At 50.1% G+C, this 20808-nt stretch carries 23 protein-coding genes; all 23 read right to left on the bottom strand.

Annotated elements, in window-relative coordinates:
• Window positions 1–25: 25 nt before the first annotated feature.
• A complete protein-coding gene (locus OHJ21_RS27895) occupies window positions 26–679 on the bottom strand; it encodes a hypothetical protein (RefSeq protein WP_394058358.1) in 654 nt (217 codons plus the stop codon).
• 45 nt (window positions 680–724) lie between these two features.
• On the bottom strand, window positions 725–1468 hold the full coding sequence (locus OHJ21_RS27890) for a hypothetical protein (RefSeq protein WP_394058360.1): 744 nt from the start codon (window positions 1466–1468) through the stop codon (window positions 725–727).
• A gap of 24 nt (window positions 1469–1492) precedes the next feature.
• The gene (locus tag OHJ21_RS27885) at window positions 1493–2251 is read right to left on the bottom strand and encodes a hypothetical protein (RefSeq protein WP_394058362.1); all 759 of its coding nucleotides are present in this window, start codon (window positions 2249–2251) and stop codon (window positions 1493–1495) included.
• A 20-nt stretch (window positions 2252–2271) separates the two neighbouring features.
• On the bottom strand, window positions 2272–3579 hold the full coding sequence (locus OHJ21_RS27880; RefSeq protein ID WP_394058364.1) for an SPFH domain-containing protein: 1308 nt from the start codon (window positions 3577–3579) through the stop codon (window positions 2272–2274).
• Window positions 3580–3867: 288 nt separating this feature from the next.
• On the bottom strand, window positions 3868–5178 hold the full coding sequence (obgE, locus tag OHJ21_RS27875) for a GTPase ObgE (RefSeq protein ID WP_100540820.1): 1311 nt from the start codon (window positions 5176–5178) through the stop codon (window positions 3868–3870).
• 13 nt (window positions 5179–5191) lie between these two features.
• Window positions 5192–5932 carry a Spo0B domain-containing protein gene (locus OHJ21_RS27870; RefSeq protein ID WP_243390967.1) on the bottom strand — a complete coding sequence of 247 codons (741 nt, stop codon included), beginning with the start codon at window positions 5930–5932 and terminating at the stop codon, window positions 5192–5194.
• A gap of 169 nt (window positions 5933–6101) precedes the next feature.
• The gene (gene rpmA, locus OHJ21_RS27865) at window positions 6102–6413 is read right to left on the bottom strand and encodes a 50S ribosomal protein L27 (protein WP_071223405.1); all 312 of its coding nucleotides are present in this window, start codon (window positions 6411–6413) and stop codon (window positions 6102–6104) included.
• Between the two features lie 17 nt (window positions 6414–6430).
• The gene (locus OHJ21_RS27860) at window positions 6431–6763 is read right to left on the bottom strand and encodes a ribosomal-processing cysteine protease Prp (RefSeq protein ID WP_100540819.1); all 333 of its coding nucleotides are present in this window, start codon (window positions 6761–6763) and stop codon (window positions 6431–6433) included.
• A gap of 13 nt (window positions 6764–6776) precedes the next feature.
• On the bottom strand, window positions 6777–7088 hold the full coding sequence (gene rplU / locus OHJ21_RS27855) for a 50S ribosomal protein L21 (RefSeq protein WP_006208810.1): 312 nt from the start codon (window positions 7086–7088) through the stop codon (window positions 6777–6779).
• Between the two features lie 161 nt (window positions 7089–7249).
• Window positions 7250–8485: an Rne/Rng family ribonuclease gene (locus OHJ21_RS27850; protein ID WP_100540818.1), complete on the bottom strand. Its 1236-nt coding sequence runs from the start codon at window positions 8483–8485 to the stop codon at window positions 7250–7252.
• A 118-nt stretch (window positions 8486–8603) separates the two neighbouring features.
• Window positions 8604–9467, bottom strand: coding sequence for a M50 family metallopeptidase (locus OHJ21_RS27845; protein WP_100540817.1), 864 nt, complete (start codon window positions 9465–9467; stop codon window positions 8604–8606).
• Window positions 9460–10380, bottom strand: a complete 921-nt coding sequence (locus tag OHJ21_RS27840) for a peptidoglycan DD-metalloendopeptidase family protein (RefSeq protein ID WP_394058370.1) — start codon at window positions 10378–10380, stop codon at window positions 9460–9462. Before OHJ21_RS27840 ends, OHJ21_RS27845 begins: the two co-directional genes overlap by 8 nt.
• Window positions 10381–10551: 171 nt before the next feature.
• Window positions 10552–11346, bottom strand: coding sequence for a septum site-determining protein MinD (gene minD / locus OHJ21_RS27835; RefSeq protein ID WP_009594006.1), 795 nt, complete (start codon window positions 11344–11346; stop codon window positions 10552–10554).
• Between the two features lie 3 nt (window positions 11347–11349).
• Window positions 11350–12012, bottom strand: a complete 663-nt coding sequence (locus OHJ21_RS27830; protein WP_100540815.1) for a septum site-determining protein MinC — start codon at window positions 12010–12012, stop codon at window positions 11350–11352.
• 83 nt (window positions 12013–12095) lie between these two features.
• Complete coding sequence (gene mreD, locus OHJ21_RS27825) at window positions 12096–12623, bottom strand: rod shape-determining protein MreD (protein WP_394058372.1); 528 nt, start codon at window positions 12621–12623, stop codon at window positions 12096–12098.
• Window positions 12620–13495 carry a rod shape-determining protein MreC gene (mreC, locus tag OHJ21_RS27820; RefSeq protein ID WP_394058374.1) on the bottom strand — a complete coding sequence of 292 codons (876 nt, stop codon included), beginning with the start codon at window positions 13493–13495 and terminating at the stop codon, window positions 12620–12622. The genes mreD and mreC overlap by 4 nt, the downstream gene beginning before the upstream one ends.
• Window positions 13496–13552: 57 nt before the next feature.
• Window positions 13553–14587, bottom strand: a complete 1035-nt coding sequence (locus OHJ21_RS27815) for a rod shape-determining protein (RefSeq protein ID WP_009593998.1) — start codon at window positions 14585–14587, stop codon at window positions 13553–13555.
• 38 nt (window positions 14588–14625) lie between these two features.
• Window positions 14626–15315 (bottom strand): RadC family protein, encoded by a 690-nt coding sequence (gene radC, locus OHJ21_RS27810; RefSeq protein WP_100540813.1) that lies wholly within the window; start codon window positions 15313–15315, stop codon window positions 14626–14628.
• Between the two features lie 85 nt (window positions 15316–15400).
• Window positions 15401–16012 carry a Maf family protein gene (locus OHJ21_RS27805; protein WP_098742542.1) on the bottom strand — a complete coding sequence of 204 codons (612 nt, stop codon included), beginning with the start codon at window positions 16010–16012 and terminating at the stop codon, window positions 15401–15403.
• A 25-nt stretch (window positions 16013–16037) separates the two neighbouring features.
• Entirely contained in the window at window positions 16038–16280 is a 243-nt protein-coding gene (locus OHJ21_RS27800; RefSeq protein ID WP_076323127.1) for a DUF4321 domain-containing protein, read from the bottom strand.
• Between the two features lie 127 nt (window positions 16281–16407).
• Window positions 16408–17799: an SPOR domain-containing protein gene (locus tag OHJ21_RS27795; protein WP_326115320.1), complete on the bottom strand. Its 1392-nt coding sequence runs from the start codon at window positions 17797–17799 to the stop codon at window positions 16408–16410.
• A 216-nt stretch (window positions 17800–18015) separates the two neighbouring features.
• Window positions 18016–19392: a UDP-N-acetylmuramate--L-alanine ligase gene (gene murC, locus OHJ21_RS27790; RefSeq protein ID WP_100540811.1), complete on the bottom strand. Its 1377-nt coding sequence runs from the start codon at window positions 19390–19392 to the stop codon at window positions 18016–18018.
• Between the two features lie 6 nt (window positions 19393–19398).
• Complete coding sequence (locus tag OHJ21_RS27785) at window positions 19399–20802, bottom strand: bifunctional folylpolyglutamate synthase/dihydrofolate synthase (RefSeq protein ID WP_394058381.1); 1404 nt, start codon at window positions 20800–20802, stop codon at window positions 19399–19401.
• Window positions 20803–20808: the final 6 nt, after the last annotated feature.

Genomic DNA, 20808 nt, shown 5'->3' with positions numbered 1-20808 from the left:
TGAATTCAAACGCTCCGCGGTAAATCTAAGCAACAATGATCGTGCCGCAGTACTCGCACTCTTTTTCCTCTTGGTGTGAGATCACGGTTCTTGCACCGCAGCCGGAACATTCCACAGACTTCGATCCAATATCCTGTTGAGTCTCAGCAGGTTCCACTGACTCTCTGTGCAATGAAGTGATCATCAGCACACCATTCTCAATCCTCCCAGAAGGAAGCATGCGCTCCTTGATCATAAAGTTCAAATCCCGGATCACGTGGGCCTGGGTTTGATTCGCTACAATCGCAATATGATCGATGTAAACCAGACGCCGCTGCAAAACGGCCTCTGCGTAAATTCTCAACAGCTTTCGGAATTTCTTGTCTGCTAGGTCAGCAGCAACAAGCAACAGCATGGCAGGGACTAATAGGCACAATGCCATCGCTAAATTGCCGTTTAAGAATTCCTCGCTGGTTTCGCTCCCCAGTGATATGATCAGTGAGGTCATAATGTACGTACCGAACAATACCCATCCGACCAGCCTTGCATTTCTTCCCCTGAAACTATGATGTTGTTGCGTAGGTAATATCCGAAACGCAGCAATGATCAAAGCTAATGGAAAAAACACATACGTCAGACCAATAATAAAATAATCGAATTTTGAAAATTTCGGTTTAAAAGGCTTCGCTAAAACGCTCATACCAAGATCTCCTCATTTGTTTCTTAATCGAACGCATGAATAAGGTTAAGCCACAATCACCGAACCGCAATACTCACATTCTTTTTTCTCCAAATGCGTTACGACCGATCTTGCCCCGCAGCCCGGACATTCCACAGATTTCGGACCAGGATCGGGCGCGGCTTCGTTTCGGGTTATTGGCGTTCTAACATCACCTAGTGAATACTGCACTCGCTGGCCACTGCGCGAAACAAATTCCCCTTGCAATGGGGACTGGGACCTCCTCTTCAAGGACGGGATGATGACAACACCGTTGTCCAGCTTTCCGCTTGGCAGCATACGCCGTTCAAACATGAACGTGATATCCCGGACGGCATGTGCCGGCGTTTGTCCTGCTTCTCGAGCGATATGTTCAATCTGGACGAGCCCTCTTTGCAGAATGGCATTCGAATAAAATTGCAGCAAACGGTTGAATTTTTTCTCTTCTTTTTTGGCTATCAACAGCATGATGATGGCTGGAATCAGTATAATAACGCCCCACACGATGGAAGCCGAATAGAGGCCGTCGACATCTTTATCATCCATCGTCGCGAGGATCATAAGCAATTCAAAGATTCCATAGGTTATGACCAGAACCCACCCGAAGAGCCGGTTGTTTCTTCCCTTACACTGATTATGGCGATGGGTGACAAGGACCCGAACAGCCGCCAGCACAATGGCCAGCGGAAAAAACAGAACCGCCAGCGCGATAATGGAATAATCCATGCCTGTGAATTTCTGTTTAAAGCGCTTCAGATCAGACGCTCTCATATTCCATCCCCTCTATCATCTGCATTAGGTTGATCCCGCTTTTGCTCTCAGAAGTTCCGTGTTGCGATCCTGTACCGTTCTAAGGATGTCGCGGATGATGTGAATCGTTTGCTCTGCCAGCTCATCGCGTTGTTCCGCTTGCGTCTCCCCGATCAGCGCCACTTGATCCTCCAACATCGCGATCTTTTGCTGGATCATATGCTCCACTTCGTATAAAGAGGTGTCTGTGATAGGATCACTATAACGAAGCGTTTCCTCAAGCTCGGCCATCTGCCGGTCTAACGAATGAATGTTCTCTCCCGGCATCTCACCTAGTTTTCTCCGGATTCCCTCGATCCAGGCCACCGTCTCTTTCTTAACCGCCAGATGATCACTTTCCTTCCGTTCATGAGCCCCTGCATATTTTCCCGCCAGAGCTACCAATCCCAAAACAACCGAAAACCCCAGAAAGGTTATAAGATGAATCATAAAATACGAAGATTCAGGCAGCTTAAATAAATATCCCAGCAGAATGACCTCCAGCAAAACGGAGACTGCATAGATTACTATAATGACGCCTGAAGCAATATAAAAAGGAGCTCCTGACAAAGCCGCTTTACGCCCGTAAATGATAAAACCGATAAAGACGAGAATGGCCGATTCGGCGCATCCGAGGGCAATGCCGGATATCCAAGAATTCAGCTGAACCATCCCACCGATCAATCCGAACAGAAGAATGGTTACGACCGGAAGCACAACGGCAGCCAGCCATAATCCGTTTCGACTTGTGGTTCTTGTATTCACTCTATTCCCTCACTTTCACTTCACATCAATTTATGTCCGCACTCCATGCAAAACTTCTGGCCCGGTTTGATCTCATGATGACATCCAGGACATGTAAGCGCATGGCTTGACCCGCAGTGCGGGCAAAACTTGGCTTCCGCATCCACCAGTTCACCGCATGCCCTGCAAGGCATAGGAAGCGCTGCACCGCAATCCGGACATTCGACGGCACCGGCCGGGTGGTCATGGCCACATTTAGGGCAGGCATGGTACGGGTCACCGCAGTGAAGGCAAAACTTGGCATTCGGAGGCAGTGGCTGCCCGCAATCGTTGCAATGAACGGTTCTCGCGAGTTCCTCCTCAGCCTGCACCTGAAGCGATTGTCCGCATCCCGAACAGAATCGGGCTTCTTCCCCGTTCCGTGTTCCGCACTTAGTACATGCCTTCTGTTTGATTTGCATATCGTTCTTCTCTTGAGCCTCCGAATTTTCAAACATATGCCGGGCGGTCTCATACATCGGACCTACCATACCAAGTCCCATGCCCAGACCGGTTCCCATGACCGCTGCCGGGCTGCCGGGATTCTTTGCCGCTCCCTCAAGCGTATTAAAGGTTCTTTCCTGATGATAGGTATATCCGATGATGTCCATCTCCGCTTTCTTTGCCAACGCTTCCTTGATTCGAACAGCTGCGGGGTCATTCTCCGGTATGTTGATGGAATCCACATAGAAATTCAGCAGGGTGATCCCCATCTCATCAAATGAAGGCGCAATCGCTTCCATGATATGCTTCGATATTTCCGCTATGTAAGCATTGATCTCCACAACGCTGATTTTTTTGCGAACGATATAGGAGGATATGATTTCCGTAATATTGGACATCAGTACGCCGCGATAATATTTAATCAGTGTGCTCTGGTCAAAAGTCGGCAGCGTACCGACCATGGTTGCCAGAAATTTTCGCGGATCGCTGATCTGTACGCCAAATTGGCCAAAAGCCCGGACCGATACGATGATATTGTATTTCGGATCTTGCAGCTGGATCGGCGAGCTCGTCCCCCATTTCACGTCCAGTGAACGAAGCTTGTTCACAAACCAGACTTCTGCCGTAAAGGGAGACTTCCCGCCGAAGGGAAGATTGATCACATTGGATAAAATCGGTATATTCGCCGTACTCAGTGTATGTCGCCCAGCCGAGAAGGAGTCCAGGCCCTGACCGCCCTTATACAGGATTGCCTCCTGTGTCTCATGAACAATAAGCTGAGTCCAAGTGCCTAACTCCTGATTCGGATAACGCCAAGCAAACACATCCGGCGGCCCTTCATATTTTACTACTTCAATAATAGCCATAGTTCTACACTCCTTTTTACGCCGTTCCTTCCATCCTGATGGTCTAGGGAAAAGGACTATTGTACTACTATTGTATACGATTTACCCGATATGTGGATGCAAAATTTGGAAACCTAAATGGAAAAAGGGTATAGGAACAATTTTACAACAGCTTCCATAAACCACTGCGCATATTTACGTGATATCGATTCACGGGGATGCAGCTGCATTCACGAAAAAAAATACCGCCAAGCCTGCTGTTATACAGACCTTGCGGTATTTTTCTTCAAAATGTATTTCTTTTGCGCATCAATAGTAGCTGCTGCCTTCAACAAATTCAAATTCGAAATCGCCAATCCGTACAATGGTGCCTTCTGTCGCGCCCCGTTTCCGAAGCTCTTCATCGATGCCCATATGACGCATCGTTCTTGCAAGCTTCAGAATGGCATCATGCGAATTCATCTGCATCCGTTTCAGCATCCGCTCAATTCGCTCGCTATGCACCACATACATCTCATTATCCCTAGTGACGGTGAAGGAGTTGTCGTTTTGTGCTTTGAATTTATAAACCTTACGCTCGGAAACCTCGGATACTTCTTCAATGGCCGGCTCATCCGGAATGCTTTCGAGCACATCGATCGTGCGGTAAAGAAGTTCCTGGATACCCTGTCGGGTCAGCGAGGAAATCGGCATCACCTCGATGTCCGGACGAATCTCTTTCACCTTCTCTTTGAAGGCCGCTAAATACTCTTCGGCCTCCGGCATGTCCATTTTATTGGCGGCTACGATTTGCGGCCGTTCGACTAGAACCGGGTTGTAAAGCCTGATTTCATCATTGATTTTTTCCCAGTCCTCAAACGGATCCCTTCCTTCCGTGCCTGCCATATCCACAACATGGACAATGACGCGTGTTCTTTCCACGTGCCGGAGGAATTCGTGACCAAGTCCCACGCCTTCATGAGCACCCTCAATCAGACCAGGCAAGTCAGCCATGACGAAACTGCGCCCGTCTCCAACCTCAACCACTCCCAAATTCGGCGTTATGGTCGTAAAGTGGTACGCGCCGATCTTCGGTTGAGCCGCAGATACAACGGACAACAAGGTTGATTTGCCTACGCTTGGGAACCCGACGAGACCTACATCCGCCATCACTTTAAGTTCCATGGTTACGTAACGCTCTTCGCCTTCCTCGCCGTTCTCGGCAAGTTCAGGCGCCGGATTGTTCGGCGTAGCAAAGCGGATATTTCCGCGTCCTCCACGGCCTCCTCTGGCAACAACAACCTGTTGACCGTGCCGGGTCAAATCACCAATCACCTCACCGGTATCATCATCCGTTAAGACGGTACCCGGCGGGATACGGACAATCATGCTATCCGCATTGGCGCCATGCTGACTTTTATTGCGGCCTTTTTCCCCGCGCTTGGCCTTAAAATGCTTCTGGTAACGGAAATCCATCAACGTGCGCAGTCCTTCGTCCACCCGGAAAATCACGTCGCCGCCCTTACCGCCGTCACCGCCGGCAGGTCCGCCTTCAGGAACGTATTTCTCTCGACGGAACGCAATGAGACCATCGCCGCCGTCTCCGCCTTTTACATATACTTTTGCCTTATCTACAAACATGAAATCACCTTCCTCAAGTCACAAACGGCAAATACAAACGATACGAGGTCTCCCCCGGCTCCGTCTGCTCCACCCGAATGCCTTCGCCTTTTACGGATTGTTCAATCTGAAGCTTCAAGCTGTCCGGGTCTCCAAAGGATCCTTCTCCTTGTGCCCATACCATCAGCTCTTGTTCTTGCTGCATAAATGTTAATGTTAATTGCCGGGTATCCCCCCAGGACGCTTTTCCGCTCAATTGAAAGGCTCTCACCATTTGAATGATGGCTTCGGTAAAAGACTCCGCCGTTTGTGGCGATACTTTGTCTTCCAGTTGCACCTGGTCCACAACTTCAACGTCGAGCTGCAGATTGTTGCTGTACGTGCGGTATGAATGTAAATAAAAAACCAGCGAAGGAATGCCCAGCTTCGAGATTCTGCTCTCCGTCGCCATCCTGTCCTTTATTCTTTCCACAGAACCCACTGTTTTATCAAGCTTTCCAAGTTGAATGTAGCCGTACAAAATTTGAAGCTCATTCATCCAATCATGACGATGGTGATTCAGCATCTGAATCGCCCTCTGCTCCACATTCCGAATGATGGCTTGCTGCCTGCGCTCCTCCGATTTTCGGACAAGCCATGCACCGCAGGCAGACGCAGCGACAGCCCAAACCGTTAACACTGCTCCTGCAGCCAAAGTCGGTTTCCATACCATCCATGCTACGGGTATTACGGAGGTTAACCCCGCCCCAGCTGCTATCCATTTCCAGGATTTCATCGCTTCTCCTCGTCTTTCAACAGCAATTGGTTACATTCACCAAATCCCAGTATATCATAGACTTTCAGGACGGTTCATCCCCTGGATGATGATCTTTGCGCATTTTACAAAAAAAGAAGCCCCGGCAACGATGCCGAAAGGCTTCTTCTGTATGCAGCATAAGAAACGATTAAGCTTCTACTGCAGCCGCTACTGGAGCGACATCAACCGGGTAGACGCTCACTTTCTTGCGATCACGACCCCAACGTTCAAATTTCACAACGCCGTCAACTTTCGCAAACAAAGTATCGTCTTTACCGATACCTACGTTCGTGCCTGGATGAATTTTCGTTCCGCGTTGGCGAACCAAGATGCTGCCGCCAGTCACTGCTTGACCGTCTGCACGTTTCACACCAAGACGTTTCGATTGGCTATCGCGACCGTTCTTTGTGGAACCTACACCTTTTTTCGATGCGAATAACTGAAGATCCAATTTCAACATGTTGTCTACCTCCTTCTTCAAGTAGTCAATTCTTGTATTCTTATATACTTGCCGTATGAATCGGCAATTCCCTGTAACATAACAACCATGGATTCGAGAAGCAGTTGAACTTGTCCCGAGACGGAATCGTCTGCCGTAGGCGGAAGATTCGCGCTAAGAAAGCCGCCCTTCATCCGGGTCTCCATAACGGTTCCGGTTAACGCTTCAATGGAATTGACCGTTCCCACTGTAATGCTGGAAACTCCAGCACATACAATATCTTCTCCAGGATTGGCATATCCCGCGTGTCCCGTTACCTTGAAGCTATGGATTCGTCCATCTCTCCCGCGCAGAACTTGTACAGTAATCAATTACCGCACCTTCTTACGCTTGGATTTTCTCGATGGTTACTTTAGTGTAAGGTTGACGATGACCTTGCTTCTTGTGGTAGTTCTTCTTCGGCTTGTATTTGTATACAACGACCTTACGGCCTTTACCGTGCTTCTCTACCTTTGCAGTTACAGTTGCACCGGAAACAACCGGCGTACCTGCTACCAACCCGTCCTCTTTGGATACGGCCAGTACACGGTCGAAAGTCACGCTCTCGCCGTCACCTGCAGTCAGCTTCTCGATGAACAATACGTCGCCCTCTTGAACTTTGTATTGTTTACCACCTGTTTCGATAATAGCGTACATTTGCTTGCACCTCCCTATGTCTCAGACTCGCCTAGTTCAAGGTGTCCGTCCCGAACAGGAACGTCCTTGCTAACCCAACCGGAGCGGTTACAGCATGTGCAGCAAACCATCACTAGACACATACCCAATGATAATATCATATTGCATGTTCATCGTCAACATTATTGTTCGATAACAACGCCTCTGCCCCCGCAAGCTCCGCAAGGCTTGGCAAATGGGAGCGAAGAGCTCTCTCTGGCTTTTTTGCGGGTCATTTCCAGCAGTCCCAGCTTGGTCCAACCCACCACAAAGCTCTTGGTGCGGTCCTTGCGCATCACAGTCTCCATGGCAGAAACAACCTGCTCCCGGTGCTCTTCACGATCCATATCGATGAAATCCACGATGATAATGCCTCCGATATCCCAGAGCCGCAGGATTCTCGCAATCTGCTGCGCCGCCAGAAGGTTTGTCCTCAGTACCGTTTCCTCGAAATTATCCCCACCGATATATTTGGCTGTGTTCACATCCATGACGGTCATGGCTTCCGTCTGATCTACAACGATGGTTACACCCTCGGGAAGCGTGATTTTCCTTGCAAAGCCGGCTCTCATCTGCTCGTCCAACCCGTAAGCTTGAAAAATCGGACTTCCTTCCGAGTAATATGTAACCTTTGGCTCCATGCCAGGAACGGTTTCCTTCAGATAGCTCTTGGTTTCCTCGCCTTTAAGCTTGCTGTCGATCACAAGTTCGTCATGAAGCGGATCAAAGGCATCGCGGAGAAATCGCTGCAGCAGACCTAAATCGCGATGAAGAAGCGTCGGAGCAGGAGAAGATTCGGCTTTGTCGAGAATTCGTGCCCACTCTTTTCGCAGATACTCAAGATCTCCCTTAAGGAATTCTAGAGGCTCGTCCTCCGACACGGTTCGGATAATAATTCCCTCTTCGTCTGTGCGGAGCTGCTCGCCGATACTCTTCAGCCTTGCTCTTTCCGCATCACGTCCGATTTTCTTGGAGACGGCAACATAATCCGCAGTCGGCATGTACACCATGCATCTGCCAGGAAGCGAAAAATGGGTAGTGACCCGTGCCCCCTTGCCACCTCTCGGTTCCTTCATTACTTGCACGATCAGTTCCTGGCCTACCGTTAGCAGCATCGAGATGGACGGCTTCTGCTTAGGCTGCTTCTCTAAATGAGGATGGAGCACATCATCAATATATAAAAATGCATTCTTTTTCAGCCCGATATCTACAAAAGCCGCCTGCATCCCCGGCAGCACATTAACGACCCTGCCCTTATAAAAACTACCGACTACACTTTGCTCACGACTACGCTCGACGGCGAATTCTGCTAACCTCCCATCTTCGATGAGGGCCATCTGAATGGTCTCATGCTCACAATGAACTATCATTTGCCTCATGGCTTCACCCCTCAAATGGAAGACGATATTCTATTTTTTTATCCTAACACAATCTCAGATGATATGAATGGATAAAGAATCATGGCCCGCCCTGCGTCTTCCTCATGGTGTCTACGATTTACGCATACCAGGGCGGACCATTTGATGCAAAATAAGAAGAAATCACATGCTGCTCCGGAACGACGGCAAGCAGGCTGCCTCGTCCGCTCATGACATAAATCAGATGATACTTCTCTCGTTTAAATAGACGCATGATATCATCCAAAGGTTTCGAAGAATCTGCAACGATTGGCTGGGCAGGACCAAGTCCATCCAAATTCCGTTCATATATCTCGCTCCGATTGACCAGAAATCTTAAGAACCGGTAATGCACATTCCGGTAGTCTTCAAAATTGGAATACGCTAAAAAGAGGCCGATCATCAGCACATTTAAACGAATACCGCCGCCGGAGAATAACGGCTGCAAGCCATACCCGATCATGATCAAACTGCACAAAATGCCTGCACGGGAAGCCCACAGCAAGGTCGCATGATAAGGGGCGAGCAGGCTGATGACGGCCTGCAGCACTTTGCCGCCGTCCAGCGGCAGAATCGGAAGCAGGTTAAACAGTGCAATGACGAGATTCCCCTGAATGATATAGGATAGCAGCTGCTCGTCTCCCCACCCCGCCCATCTGCACGCCAGAGTAATGCCTATCATGATGACATTTTGCAGCGGACCCGCAAGCGCAATGATGATTTCCTTCATTGCGGTCATCCTGCCGTCATCTTCAATGACAGCAACGCCGCCGAACGGCAGCATCTGAATGGCTCGTACCTTGAACCCCATCGCTGCCGCTGCGGCGGCGTGTCCCAATTCATGAATAAACACGATAATAAACAGGGTCAGCAATTCTAAAAAGCGACCGGTGAATACAGAGGCCAGCATGACAATAACAAAGAGAGGATGCAGCGACAATACCGTTCCCTTAAACTTAATCAAACGGAATCACTTCCGCCGGATCGACACCTCGATCCCCCTCTTTCAGTTCGAAATAAAGAGAAGGCGGGCTGCCTGTGCCTGAAGATGCCAATGTGCCGATAATATCTCCGCCTTGAACCCAATCGTTTACCTTAAGTCCCGTTTCTGCCAGCCTGCTGTATATCCCCGTTCTCTCTCCTGTATGCTGTATGAGAATGGTGATCCCATTCTCAGGATGCTCTTTAACCTCGAGCACGCGTCCGGTCTCTATACTCTTAACCGCTCGGTCTGCTAAAGAACCCCCTCCGGCTTCCAAAACGATGCCTTTAAGATCCACGGCAAAGGATTGGACCACCTTTCCGGAAAGCGGAGGCACTAAAGAAGTCCCGGCATTCACCTTCGTTGAGTGCTCGTCAGTTTGTCCAAAAATCGGAATAAAGGAAGGCGCGCTTCCAAAATGCTCCTCGTACCATACCTGGGCTGCCTGGAAATCCATCTCGTGGCTCAACCCTTCAACAATAAAAGCTTGCGTACGAAGAGCCCACGGCTGCTGAAACGAAAATACTCCCCATGCCAATCCAAACACCAGCGCGCTGACGATGATGCGGCGCACTAAGCCCGACAGGAACGAGGCTTTTCTTGGTGGCGGTTCTCCTGGATCACCTGGATCACCTGGATCCAGCGTGCCATACCAACCGCGGTGGCCTTGCTTCCAAAGCCGCTCGGGATCCGGTTCACTCTCTGCAAGACGCGGGGATGGGTTCGTTCTGTGATCCTGTATGAAGCCTGTCTGTTGAAGATTAAGATGGGCAGCCTTTCTCTCGGGAACGGGGGCCCATGACGACTTATCATGCGGCGTCGGTGACTGTTCCCCTTCCAGCAGCTCGCGAATACGGGCTTCTCTTCGGTTCTTGACTGAAGTTTTGATGTCCATTGTTCTTTCCCCCTTGGGGCTTGTTTTCTTACTCTATCCTATGAAGAGATGAGAGATATTTAGAACAAGCCCTATTGAAGAGGTGAACAGAATGTATGCAGATCAGAACCGCGTTGAGTAAGTGTACAAAAAAACCGCTGCCTACCGGCACCGGTTCTTTGTTAAAAGCCTTTAACCCATTCCAAAAAACTTTTTGAATTTGGTGAACATTCCTTTTTTCTGATGGATTTGCATCAGAGGAACGGTATCACCCAGGATACGACGGGCGATGTTTCTATAGGCGATGGCTGCCTGAGAGTCTGGATTCATCACTGTAGGCTCCCCAATGTTGGCCGCTTTAATGACCATTTCATCATCTGGCACGATACCGATCAGATCAATATTCAGCACCTGCAGCACATCTTCAATCTCCAGCATGTCGCCGGATTTCACCATGTTCGGGCGAATCCGGTTTACTACGAGCTTCGGAGACTCTACATGAGAGCTTTCCAGCAAGCCAATAATCCGATCCGCATCCCGCACGGCCGCATTCTCGGGCGTTGTAACCACAATCGCTTTATCTGCACCGGCAATGGCATTCTTAAATCCTTGCTCGATTCCAGCCGGACAATCGATAATGACGTATTCGAATTCCTTTTTCAATTCAAGCACGATATCTTTTACCTGCTCTGGAGAAACGGCATTCTTGTCTTTGGTCTGGGCTGCAGGAAGCATATACAGCTCATCGAAGCGCTTGTCCTTGATCAGCGCCTGGTTAAGTCGGCATCGCCCTTCTGCAACGTCGCACAAATCGTATATAATCCGGTTTTCCAGGCCCATCACGACATCCAAATTACGAAGACCGATGTCCGTATCAACCAGACACACTTTTTTTCCGAGCAGTGCCAAAGCTGTGCCGATGTTCGCCGATGTCGTCGTTTTACCGACTCCGCCTTTACCTGAAGTTACGACGATTGCCTCTCCCATGTTCTACACCCCTTTAAACACATTAAAATCCCGACCCAAACGCGAGATGTTGCTGATCTTATCGATCTCCATGCTTCCGTCCTTCAAATACGCAAACTCCATGACCGTTTCCCGCGTCTCCCATTCATCCGGCGGCCTGCTGATCATCTGGGAGATACGGAGCTGGGTAGGGGCAAAATACGAAGCCGCTATAATCGCTTCCTCGTTGCCCTCTACACCGGCGTGCGCGGTTCCGCGCAGAGCTCCCAATATGTAGATATCGCCGGTGCACGTTATGGTTCCGCCGGGATTCACATCGCCGAGGAACAAGAGATCGCCGTCATGATGCAGCACCTGTCCGGAACGCACCATCCCTGTCTTAAGCGTAAGCTTCTCCTCTGGTATGAGCTCGGACTCAAGCGGCGGCGATTCCACATTACGTATCAGCAGGTTGCCCTTTTGCTTCAATATGTCAAGAATCGTCTGCTTCTCTTCTTCGGAAATTTTCCGGGAACCCAGCTTCACATCCACATGAATGATGGGGCCGGTCAAAATATTCTGATGACTGTGCTCCAGCTTATAGCGCAGCTCGCTGAGCAGCTCCTCCAGCTCACACTGGTCATCAAGCAGGAATACCAGGCCATCTTTGATGCCCTTAATCGTCACATGATTGGATTTTACAGCCATAAGCCTGTCCCTCCCATCCCTATACATTTCGCGCTCAAACCTTCAAGTTCCTGCTAGTCTAGTAAAATGTCATATTGGAGGGTTCAGGATGCCTTCCTTCTCTGATTCTTCGTAACCAACTCAATCTGCTTGCGAAGAGGAACGTAAATCGCCAGAGCAAAGGCAAAATGAACAAGGAGATTGGGTAGCATATGATGAAGCAGTGACCAATTATAAGAAGTCGGATTGAGTCGAAACACCTTATATATGCCAAAAAGCGTACTGTCAAACAACAAGCTCCCCAGAATGACAATGGTCATCATCATGGGCAGCGGCGCCCGCGGGGACTTGAAGACAAGCCCCACCAAATATGCGGATACGCCCATAGCAAACGAATAAGTGCCAATCATCTCGCCGTAATACACGATATCGTGAAGCATGCCGAATAGGAGTCCGAGCACCAGCCCCGTATGGCGATGATAATAAATCGATACAAAAAACAAGCACACCAATACAAAATTAGGGTAAATCTGAAGCTGCAGCGAGCTTGGCGTTAACCAGAAAACAACCGTGCCCTGCAGGATAAACAGCACGAACAGCAATAGGACCAGAATCTGTTTACGTGCCATCATTTCGGCTCCTCAGGGGTAACCACGATAATGACGTATCTCCAGTCCTCGAATTTGGCGGCAGGGATGATCGTAGCCGTTCTGCTCTGACCGTATTGGCTTACCTGAACACTTTTCACCTTACCAATGATCAAGCCCTGTGGTATAACGCCTCCTGCACCGGATGAAATGATTTTGTCGTCTTTCTTGATCGGATCATCTTCCGAAATCCGCGTCATGAGCAGCGTGTTGGTCTTCTCATCGTAGCTCTCGACGACGCCAAACGTTTTATCCTCTTTGCCGATGGCCGTTACCGAAATCGGCTGCGGATTCGGATCCTGAGCGTCCATCGTGGTCAACAGCTTCACCGTTGAGGTGAAATTGCTGACGTTGCTAATGATGCCGACCATGCCGTCCACTGTCGTGACCGACATATTAGGGCGAACCCCATCGCGCTCGCCCAGATCGATAACAAGCGTCCGGTTATTCGGATCCGAGTTGACGCTAAGCACCTGGGCAGTTCGATATTCGTATTTGTCGCGGTTCTTCTGACTCTCTGTAAACTTGAGATCATCCTTGAGTTTTTCGTAATTAGCTTTCATCGTGTTGTAATTCGCACTCTCTCGAGAGTATTGGGCCACGGCTCTTCGCAGCTCCTCATTCTCTTCATAGATTGCCTTCATGTTTCGCACATCTTCAAAGAAACCCGCTATATAGGCAGCGGGCTTATAAAACACACTTTGCACAAAACCGACCGTATCTTTGACAAATTTTTCAGGCCAAGATAAAGAAGCTCTCGGGCCGAGCGTAAACCCCATAATAGCGATAAACGCTACCAGCCCGATGAGCATAATAAACAAACGCTTATTGCCTAGCAGCTTAAACAGTTGCAACACCCTCTAACTTACTGTTTTCTCTCCCAACATTAGGGGTTTACACTTCTATTTTGGTTTCTACCGTTTGGAACGGACGGCAGAGCTGCTCCGGGATTTAAACAAGTGAATGTTCTCGAGCGCCTTACCTGTGCCAATGGCCACGCAATCCAGCGGATTCTCTGCAACGATTACCGGCATGCCGGTCTCTTCGGCGAGCAGCTTGTCCAGGTTGCGAAGCAATGCGCCGCCTCCCGTAAGCACGATGCCCCGGTCCATAATATCCGCAGCAAGCTCCGGAGGACATTTCTCAAGCGTAACCTTTACCGCCTCAACAATCGCATTAATGGTATCTGCCAACGCTTCGCTAATCTCATCCGAAGTAATGGTGATTGTCTTCGGCAGCCCCGTCACCAAGTCACGGCCGCGAATTTCCATCGTTTCCACGGTCTCCAGCGGCATGGCGGAACCGACTTCCATCTTGAGCAGCTCGGATGTGCGCTCACCGATCATCAAGTTATACTGGCGTTTGATATAGGAAATGATAGACTCATCCATCTCATCGCCCGCAACGCGTACAGAGCGGCTGGTTACAATACCGCCAAGCGAAATGACAGCTACTTCAGTGGTACCTCCACCGATATCAACAACCATACTGCCTGTAGGTTCCCACACGGGCAAATCGGCACCGATCGCAGCTGCAAAAGGTTCCTCGATCGTATAAGCTTCGCGTGCACCGGCTTGCTTGGTAGCATCTTCAACCGCACGCTGCTCTACCGCCGTAATGCCGGAAGGTACACATACCATCACGTTCGGATGGCGCGGGAATATGGAGCGTTGCTTCTGCGCTTGACGAATAAAGTATTTAATCATCGTAGCTGTTGTATCAAAATCAGCGATGACGCCGTCTTTCATCGGACGAATGGCACGAATATTGCCTGGTGTGCGTCCAATCATTTTCTTAGCCGATTCTCCGACGGCTTCAATGCTCTTCGTATCTGTACGCAGAGCAACCACGGATGGCTCTCTTACGACAATTCCTTTCCCACGAACATAAACCAGCGTATTTGCCGTCCCCAAATCGATTCCCAAATCTTTCGTAAAACCACCTAACATGATGTATCTCCCTTTCTTCGTCAATCTGAACTATTATATTACATCAAGCCCCGTTCCTTCAAACTTACAAACGATCCGTCCCCGATGATCAGATGATCCAGCACGTCGATCCCGACAATCTGTCCTGCCTCCACTAAACGTGCAGTCAGCGATATGTCTTCCGGGCTGGGCGTCGGATCTCCGCTAGGATGGTTATGCGCGCACACCAGGGATGCACTGCTGCATTTTATGGCCGCTCTGAACACCTCGCGGGGATGAACGATAGAAGCATTAAGGCTTCCCATCGATAACGTTTCCTGGGCAATGACATGATTTTTCGTATTTAAAAATACACAGACAAAATGCTCTTTCTGTAAATAGCGCATCTGTTCACTGAGCAGTTCTGCCGCGTCATGCGGACTGCGAATAATAACCGGCTCTACATGTCTCGATGCGGCTAAGCGCCGTCCAAGCTCGATGCCAGCCTTCAGCTGAACAGCCTTAGCGGTTCCAATTCCTTTGATTTTCGTAATTTCCTCAATGCTAAGATCAACGAGCTGCCGGATGCCGCCTGCTTCCCCCAGCAGACGCTGGGCTATATGTACGGCAGATTCCTGGCGGGTTCCGGTCCGAAGCAATATCGCCAGCAATTCTGCATGGCTTAAAGCGCTCGCCCCATATTGCATCATGCGCTCTCTTGGTCGTTCATCATGGGGGATGTCGCGCAGCAATAGCGTTGGCGACTCCATATATTCCCCTCTTTTCTAAGATTTAAATCAGCAGGTCACCGAAACTTCAGGATACTCCTACATTTCGCATGCCGTTGTTCTATATCTATGAATCGGTGAGTACATCCATCCCCATTTCAGACAGCATGTCCGACAGCAGAGAAAGCGGCAGGCCGACAACGTTAAAATAGTCGCCTTCGATTCCTTCCACGATGGTTGCACCCAAGCCTTGAATCGCATACGAGCCTGCTTTGTCAGCAGGTTCCCCGCTCTTTACATAAGCCGCGATCGCATCATCACTTAACGATTTCATCTTTACGGTTGTCACACGGTGAGCGACCTTGGTACGACCAGATTCCCGGTCGACACAAGCCACGCCCGTGTACACGAGGTGAGCCCGTCCTTGAAGCATGGACAACATCCTTGCCGCGTCAGCATGATCCTCCGGTTTCCCGAGGACATGATCATCTACAACTACAATCGTGTCGCTTCCCACAATGATACCATCTCCCGGATCATCCGTCAGCTTTCGGAGAACCGCTTCCGCTTTACGTAGTGCCAGTGACTCCACAATTCGCTCTGGCGACCACCCTTGCGGGGTGTCCTCGTCAGCTTCACTAGGCATAATCTCGAATGGGATACGAAGGGAGGCAATCAATTCCTGACGCCGAGGAGAGGTGGAGGCCAATATGATACGGCGGTTTCTCTTCTCATTCAAGGGGGATAATCTCCTTTGTCATGTCTTAGAGCCTGCGGTATAACCAAAGCGCTGCTATAATGCCAAGCAGACTGAGCAGGCAAAAGTTAAGTTCAAGGTTAATGTCATAACGAATAATGTCAAAATCAGCTCGAGGCGACCACTTAATCGGTGTAGTCGACGTTAAAAACGACAAAGCCTTAACAGGTTGAAGCGCCTTGGCCAGCCATGTTCCCGTCAGCCACCCCAGCAGCAAAAACAAGATGAGCATTCCTTTGTTTTTCTTCATGCATCCTCTTCCCTCGCCATATTTTGACACCCTAATTATTATACGGTGAATCGATAAGCAATACAAACAGAAATCCGGCAGGGGGAACTATTTCCAGTTCCGAGCCGGATTTGACGTAAATTTGAATTTATAGGCCATCCAGGAGTTTCTTTTGGCCCATGACATAGTTCATCATGCCCGTTTGAATCTCCCACAAATGCCCCTTGGATTGATTTTTGTTATATTCGGAGAGCGCTGTGATTGAACTGTTCATGGATTGCTCCATCGCCGGCAGCACTGCCCCGGTCTCCGGACCCAAGCCGGCGGACAGCAGCTTCATCGATTGGATCCACTGCTGGTGCAAATCTGTGATCGTAGCCATGTTCTCTGACGCCACCGCGCCCGCCTCCTGCTTCCCCAGCAGCGATGCCGACAGCGTACTCAACTCTGATACGAGCTGCCCGCTTATCGTAAAATAGTCCGTCAGCGTCTGCTCCTCGCCCGCAAAGGCAGCTGACTCTATACCAGGCAGCGCGATTTCTCTCACGTATAATTCGACGCCTTCGGCCTTTAACTGATTGCTGAGCAGCTTGGCCTGCTCGCGATCCGGTGATATGCCCGCATACACCCGGTTCTCCTCATCCAAATCTCCGCCGGCGGCAATACCGGACTGCAGCAGCTCCCCTTTGGCCTGATCTGCCCGTTCCGGCGTGCTGAACACACCGTACTGAAGCATATAAAAGACTTGGCCCGGAATGCGTACTGTCGATTCAGTTAAATCGGGTGCGAGTGAAACTCCCTTTCCCCCGGATGAATCAGCCGGTGCTTGATTAACTGCATCATGGCTTTCAAGCTGCCCCGACGCAGGATCCTCGCCTGCATTACCGCCGTTAAACATAGACAGCACCATATACCCAAACAGCAACCCCGTAACAACCGCCGCTGTCACGGACACAGCCATTTTCCAGAAGGAGGTAGGTTTGCGAGAGCGATAATAACTGTAATCATCAGCAGATGATTCATATAGAGCCGACCCGGGACCGAGATTCCAGTTGGAGTCATTCGCTTCGGGGTCCATTTTTCCGGAATACCCGTCATCATGAAGATCGTAGAGATCCTCACGCTCACGTAAATCGTCATATGTATCGGTATGATCAAACCCGTCACCGAACGCCCCGTCATTGTGGACATGATCCAGACGCCGTCTTTCCTCAGCTAATCGCCCCCTGGGCCGGTTTTGACGCGATGTTCCCCACTCATGACCGTCCACATCCCGGATGTCCCCCTCATCCCGGAGCGGAGAAACAACGCGCAGATGATCATGTTGCATGCTGTTCCTATGCTCGAACGAAGTGCCCGCATCGGTAAATCGATCTGCCGTTGTGTCAAACTCGTCGAATACGAGATTGCCGTTATCTACTTGGCCATTGCGTCTTACTGGAACTTTTTGATACGAATCCCGTTCCTCACGCAGATGATCCTTGCGACTGTCTTTCGGCGGATCATGATCGAAACGAATCGTCATCCTTGCTTTATTCATATCCACACACCTCACTTGTCCTTCTACACCTAGCTATATGATCAAGCTTGGCAACTTATGAGTGTGCGAACAACAAAACAAACAGGCTGATCAAGAAAGCATCTTGATCAGCCTGTTTTATACTTATCGATTCCGCTTGCTTTTCCTCCGTCCGAAAGACAAAAGCCCATGCGATCCCCTGCTGCAGCGAAGCAGCAAAGCATGCGCGCAATCCATTTACTTCTTGCCTTTAATAGACTCTGCTAAAGCAGCACCGACTTTCCAAATATCGCCCGCCCCCATCGTGAGCACCAGATCGCCTTCTTTTACACGACCCTTGAGATCGTTCAGGACATCTTCTTTGGTAGGCAAATAGCGGGCACCGGCATTGCTGTTCTGGACAATCAGCTCCACCAGCTTACCGGAACTGATACCCTCGATCTGCTTCTCGCCGGCAGGCGAATAAATATCGGTGATGATCACCTCATCGGCTTCCCCGAACGCGCGGCTAAACGCATCCAGAAGGAAAAAGGTTCTCGAATACCGCTGTGGCTGGAATACGGCGATAATCCGTTTGCCTGTAGCTTTAGCGGCACTGATCGTAGCCTCGATCTCCGTCGGATGATGCGCATAGTCGTCAATGACCAGAATGCCTTCTGCTTCGCCCAGCACCTGGAAGCGGCGCTTAGCTCCGTTGAACTTGACAATGGCCTCGACAATCGCTTCAAACGAGATTCCGCCTTTCAAGCAGCATATCACCGTAGCCATTGCGTTGTAGACATTGTGTTTCCCCGGTACGGATAGTTCCACGGTACCCAGCTCCATGCCGTTATGAAGCATCTTGAAGCTGACGTGACGGTCACCGAGCACCAGATTCGTTGCCGTATACTCCGCATCCGCATGAATGCCGTATGTGGTCACACTGCATTTTAGGTCAGGCAAAATAGCCTGGATGTTGTTATCGTCCGCGCAAACCACGGCCGTACCGTCTGCCTTGATCTGGCTGAGGAATTGTACGTAGGCCGCCTTAAGACGATTGAAATCCCCATCGTAATTCTCCAAGTGATCGGCTTCGATATTCAGAACAACGCCCAGCCATGGATGGTATTGCAGGAATGAGCCGTCGCTCTCGTCAGCTTCGGCCACCACATGCTCACCTTCACCGGCTTTGGCATTCGTGCCAACGTTCATAATTTCCCCGCCGATGATAAATGTTGGATCGACGCCGCATTCTTCCATCACAAGCGCAATCATGGATGAAGTGGTTGTCTTGCCATGCGCACCCGCTACGGCGACGCCTTTGCGTTCGTTCAAAAGACGTGCCAGCATCTGCGCACGGTGAAGGACAGGAATGTTCAGCTTCTCTGCTTCGACCCGTTCCACGTTGTCTCTGGACAATGCCGTGGAGTAAACAACAAGGTCAGCGCCCTGGACTTGCTCGGCAGTATGTCCGATGTATATTTTGGCGCCCTTGGCCGCCAGCTTTTCTGTCAATTCTTGCGATGCCACGTCAGAACCCGTGACTTTATAACCCATCTCCAGCATAACTCTTGCAATGGCGCTCATCCCGTAGCCGCCAATTCCTATAAAATGAACATGTTCCGATGTATTCAACAGATATCACCAACCTTTTTCAGAATCGGAAAGGCCCAGGAGGTTGGAACGCACGTCGGCAATCAGGTACAACGTGCCCGACACCACCCCAAGATCCTCCGCTTCCGTCCGTGACTTCAACTCTTCAAGTGCGTTTTTCCAATTTGGTTCTATGATGATTTGCAGTGTATGTTTGGCGTATTTCTCCCTTACCTGCTCTACGATGTCACCAAGCGCCTTGGCGTCCAGTTTCTTCCGGAAATCCGGTTCAGTCAGGATAAGCGTATCCACTATTGGCAGTATATGCTGCAAATACGATTCATGATGCTTATTTGCCAGCATTCCCATCATTAAGTTCAGTTTCCGATACTTATAGATCTGCGGCAAGCTTTTGGCCAAGGTTTCAGCCCCTTCGGGGTTGTGCGCACCATCGAGAACAATCCGAGGGGAGGACTGCACTTGTTCCAGTCTTCCCGCCCAGAAAGTATCCTTAAACCCTGTGCGCAATTCTTCTTCATCCACGATAAAAGCCATGTACTGGCGAAGCACTTCCAGCGTCATCATGGCAAGCGCGGCATTGGCACATTGGTGCTCGCCCTGCATTGAGATGTCCAGATCCATGTCCCGGAAAGGACCCTTAAAACGGAAAGTCTGGCTTTCTTCGTCCCCACGCAACCGCTCATAGGAGAATTGTTCATCTACGAGATACAAACTTGTACGGTTTTTTTCTACCGTTTGTTTCAGAATTTCGACAGCCTCAGGCTGAGTTACCGTGCTCACCACAGGGACTCCGGGCTTGATAATGCCGGCCTTCTCCGTCGCGATCTCCTGAATGGTATCACCCAGAACGTCGGTATGGTCCATTCCGATATTCGTGATCACCGAAATGATGGGATGAACGATATTGGTCACGTCAAGGCGACCGCCAAGTCCCGTCTCCCACACCACCACGTCCGGATAAGATACCTCGCCATAATACAGGATCGCAAGGGCGGTGGACACCTCAAACATCGTTGGTGATCCGAGCCCGGAGCTCGCAACTTCGGCAACAAGCGGTTCTAAGCGATTCGCGAGCGCCAGCAGCGTCTCTTCCGGTATGTCTTCGCCGTTATACTGAAACCGATTGGTAAACTTCGTAATATAGGGGGACGTATAGGTGCCAACCGTAAATCCCCCTTGAAGCAGAACCTTTGTTAAAAAAGCGCATGTGGAGCCTTTTCCATTCGTTCCGGCCACGTGAATAAATTTCAACCGCCGTTCCGGATGGCCGAGCAGCTCCATCAATCGCTGAATTCTATCCATGCCGGGGCGGATTCCAAACGGAATCAGCCCGTTGATCCAAGCTACCGCTTCTTCATAGGTATGGAACGGAGCTGCAGCAGCTGCTGCCGAATGATCAACCATCGTTCTCACCTTCTGGTCCAGATTCATCTTGCC

Source organism: Virgibacillus sp. LDC1 (genome assembly GCF_025792345.1).
Classification (GTDB): Bacteria; Bacillota; Bacilli; order Paenibacillales; family Paenibacillaceae; genus Paenibacillus_AQ; species Paenibacillus_AQ lautus.
The sequence above is the reverse complement of the archived record's forward strand: the minus strand, read 5'-3'. Positions and strand labels throughout refer to the sequence as shown.

Bases quoted from the DNA above. Each gene is read 5' to 3' on its own strand.
- OHJ21_RS27895 (WP_394058358.1), bottom strand. From the start codon at position 679: ATGAGCGTTTTAGCGAAGCCTTTTAAACCGAAATTTTCAAAATTCGAT.
- OHJ21_RS27890 (WP_394058360.1), bottom strand. From the start codon at position 1,468: ATGAGAGCGTCTGATCTGAAGCGCTTTAAACAGAAATTCACAGGCATG.
- OHJ21_RS27880 (WP_394058364.1), bottom strand. From the start codon at position 3,579: ATGGCTATTATTGAAGTAGTAAAATATGAAGGGCCGCCGGATGTGTTT.
- obgE (WP_100540820.1), bottom strand. From the start codon at position 5,178: ATGTTTGTAGATAAGGCAAAAGTATATGTAAAAGGCGGAGACGGCGGC.
- OHJ21_RS27870 (WP_243390967.1), bottom strand. From the start codon at position 5,932: ATGAAATCCTGGAAATGGATAGCAGCTGGGGCGGGGTTAACCTCCGTA.
- rpmA (WP_071223405.1), bottom strand. From the start codon at position 6,413: ATGTTGAAATTGGATCTTCAGTTATTCGCATCGAAAAAAGGTGTAGGT.
- rplU (WP_006208810.1), bottom strand. From the start codon at position 7,088: ATGTACGCTATTATCGAAACAGGTGGTAAACAATACAAAGTTCAAGAG.
- OHJ21_RS27850 (WP_100540818.1), bottom strand. From the start codon at position 8,485: ATGAGGCAAATGATAGTTCATTGTGAGCATGAGACCATTCAGATGGCC.
- OHJ21_RS27840 (WP_394058370.1), bottom strand. From the start codon at position 10,380: ATGGACATCAAAACTTCAGTCAAGAACCGAAGAGAAGCCCGTATTCGC.
- minD (WP_009594006.1), bottom strand. From the start codon at position 11,346: ATGGGAGAGGCAATCGTCGTAACTTCAGGTAAAGGCGGAGTCGGTAAA.
- OHJ21_RS27830 (WP_100540815.1), bottom strand. From the start codon at position 12,012: ATGGCTGTAAAATCCAATCATGTGACGATTAAGGGCATCAAAGATGGC.
- mreD (WP_394058372.1), bottom strand. From the start codon at position 12,623: ATGATGGCACGTAAACAGATTCTGGTCCTATTGCTGTTCGTGCTGTTT.
- OHJ21_RS27815 (WP_009593998.1), bottom strand. From the start codon at position 14,587: ATGTTAGGTGGTTTTACGAAAGATTTGGGAATCGATTTGGGGACGGCA.
- radC (WP_100540813.1), bottom strand. From the start codon at position 15,315: ATGGAGTCGCCAACGCTATTGCTGCGCGACATCCCCCATGATGAACGA.
- OHJ21_RS27800 (WP_076323127.1), bottom strand. From the start codon at position 16,280: ATGAAGAAAAACAAAGGAATGCTCATCTTGTTTTTGCTGCTGGGGTGG.
- OHJ21_RS27795 (WP_326115320.1), bottom strand. From the start codon at position 17,799: ATGAATAAAGCAAGGATGACGATTCGTTTCGATCATGATCCGCCGAAA.
- OHJ21_RS27785 (WP_394058381.1), bottom strand. From the start codon at position 20,802: ATGAATCTGGACCAGAAGGTGAGAACGATGGTTGATCATTCGGCAGCA.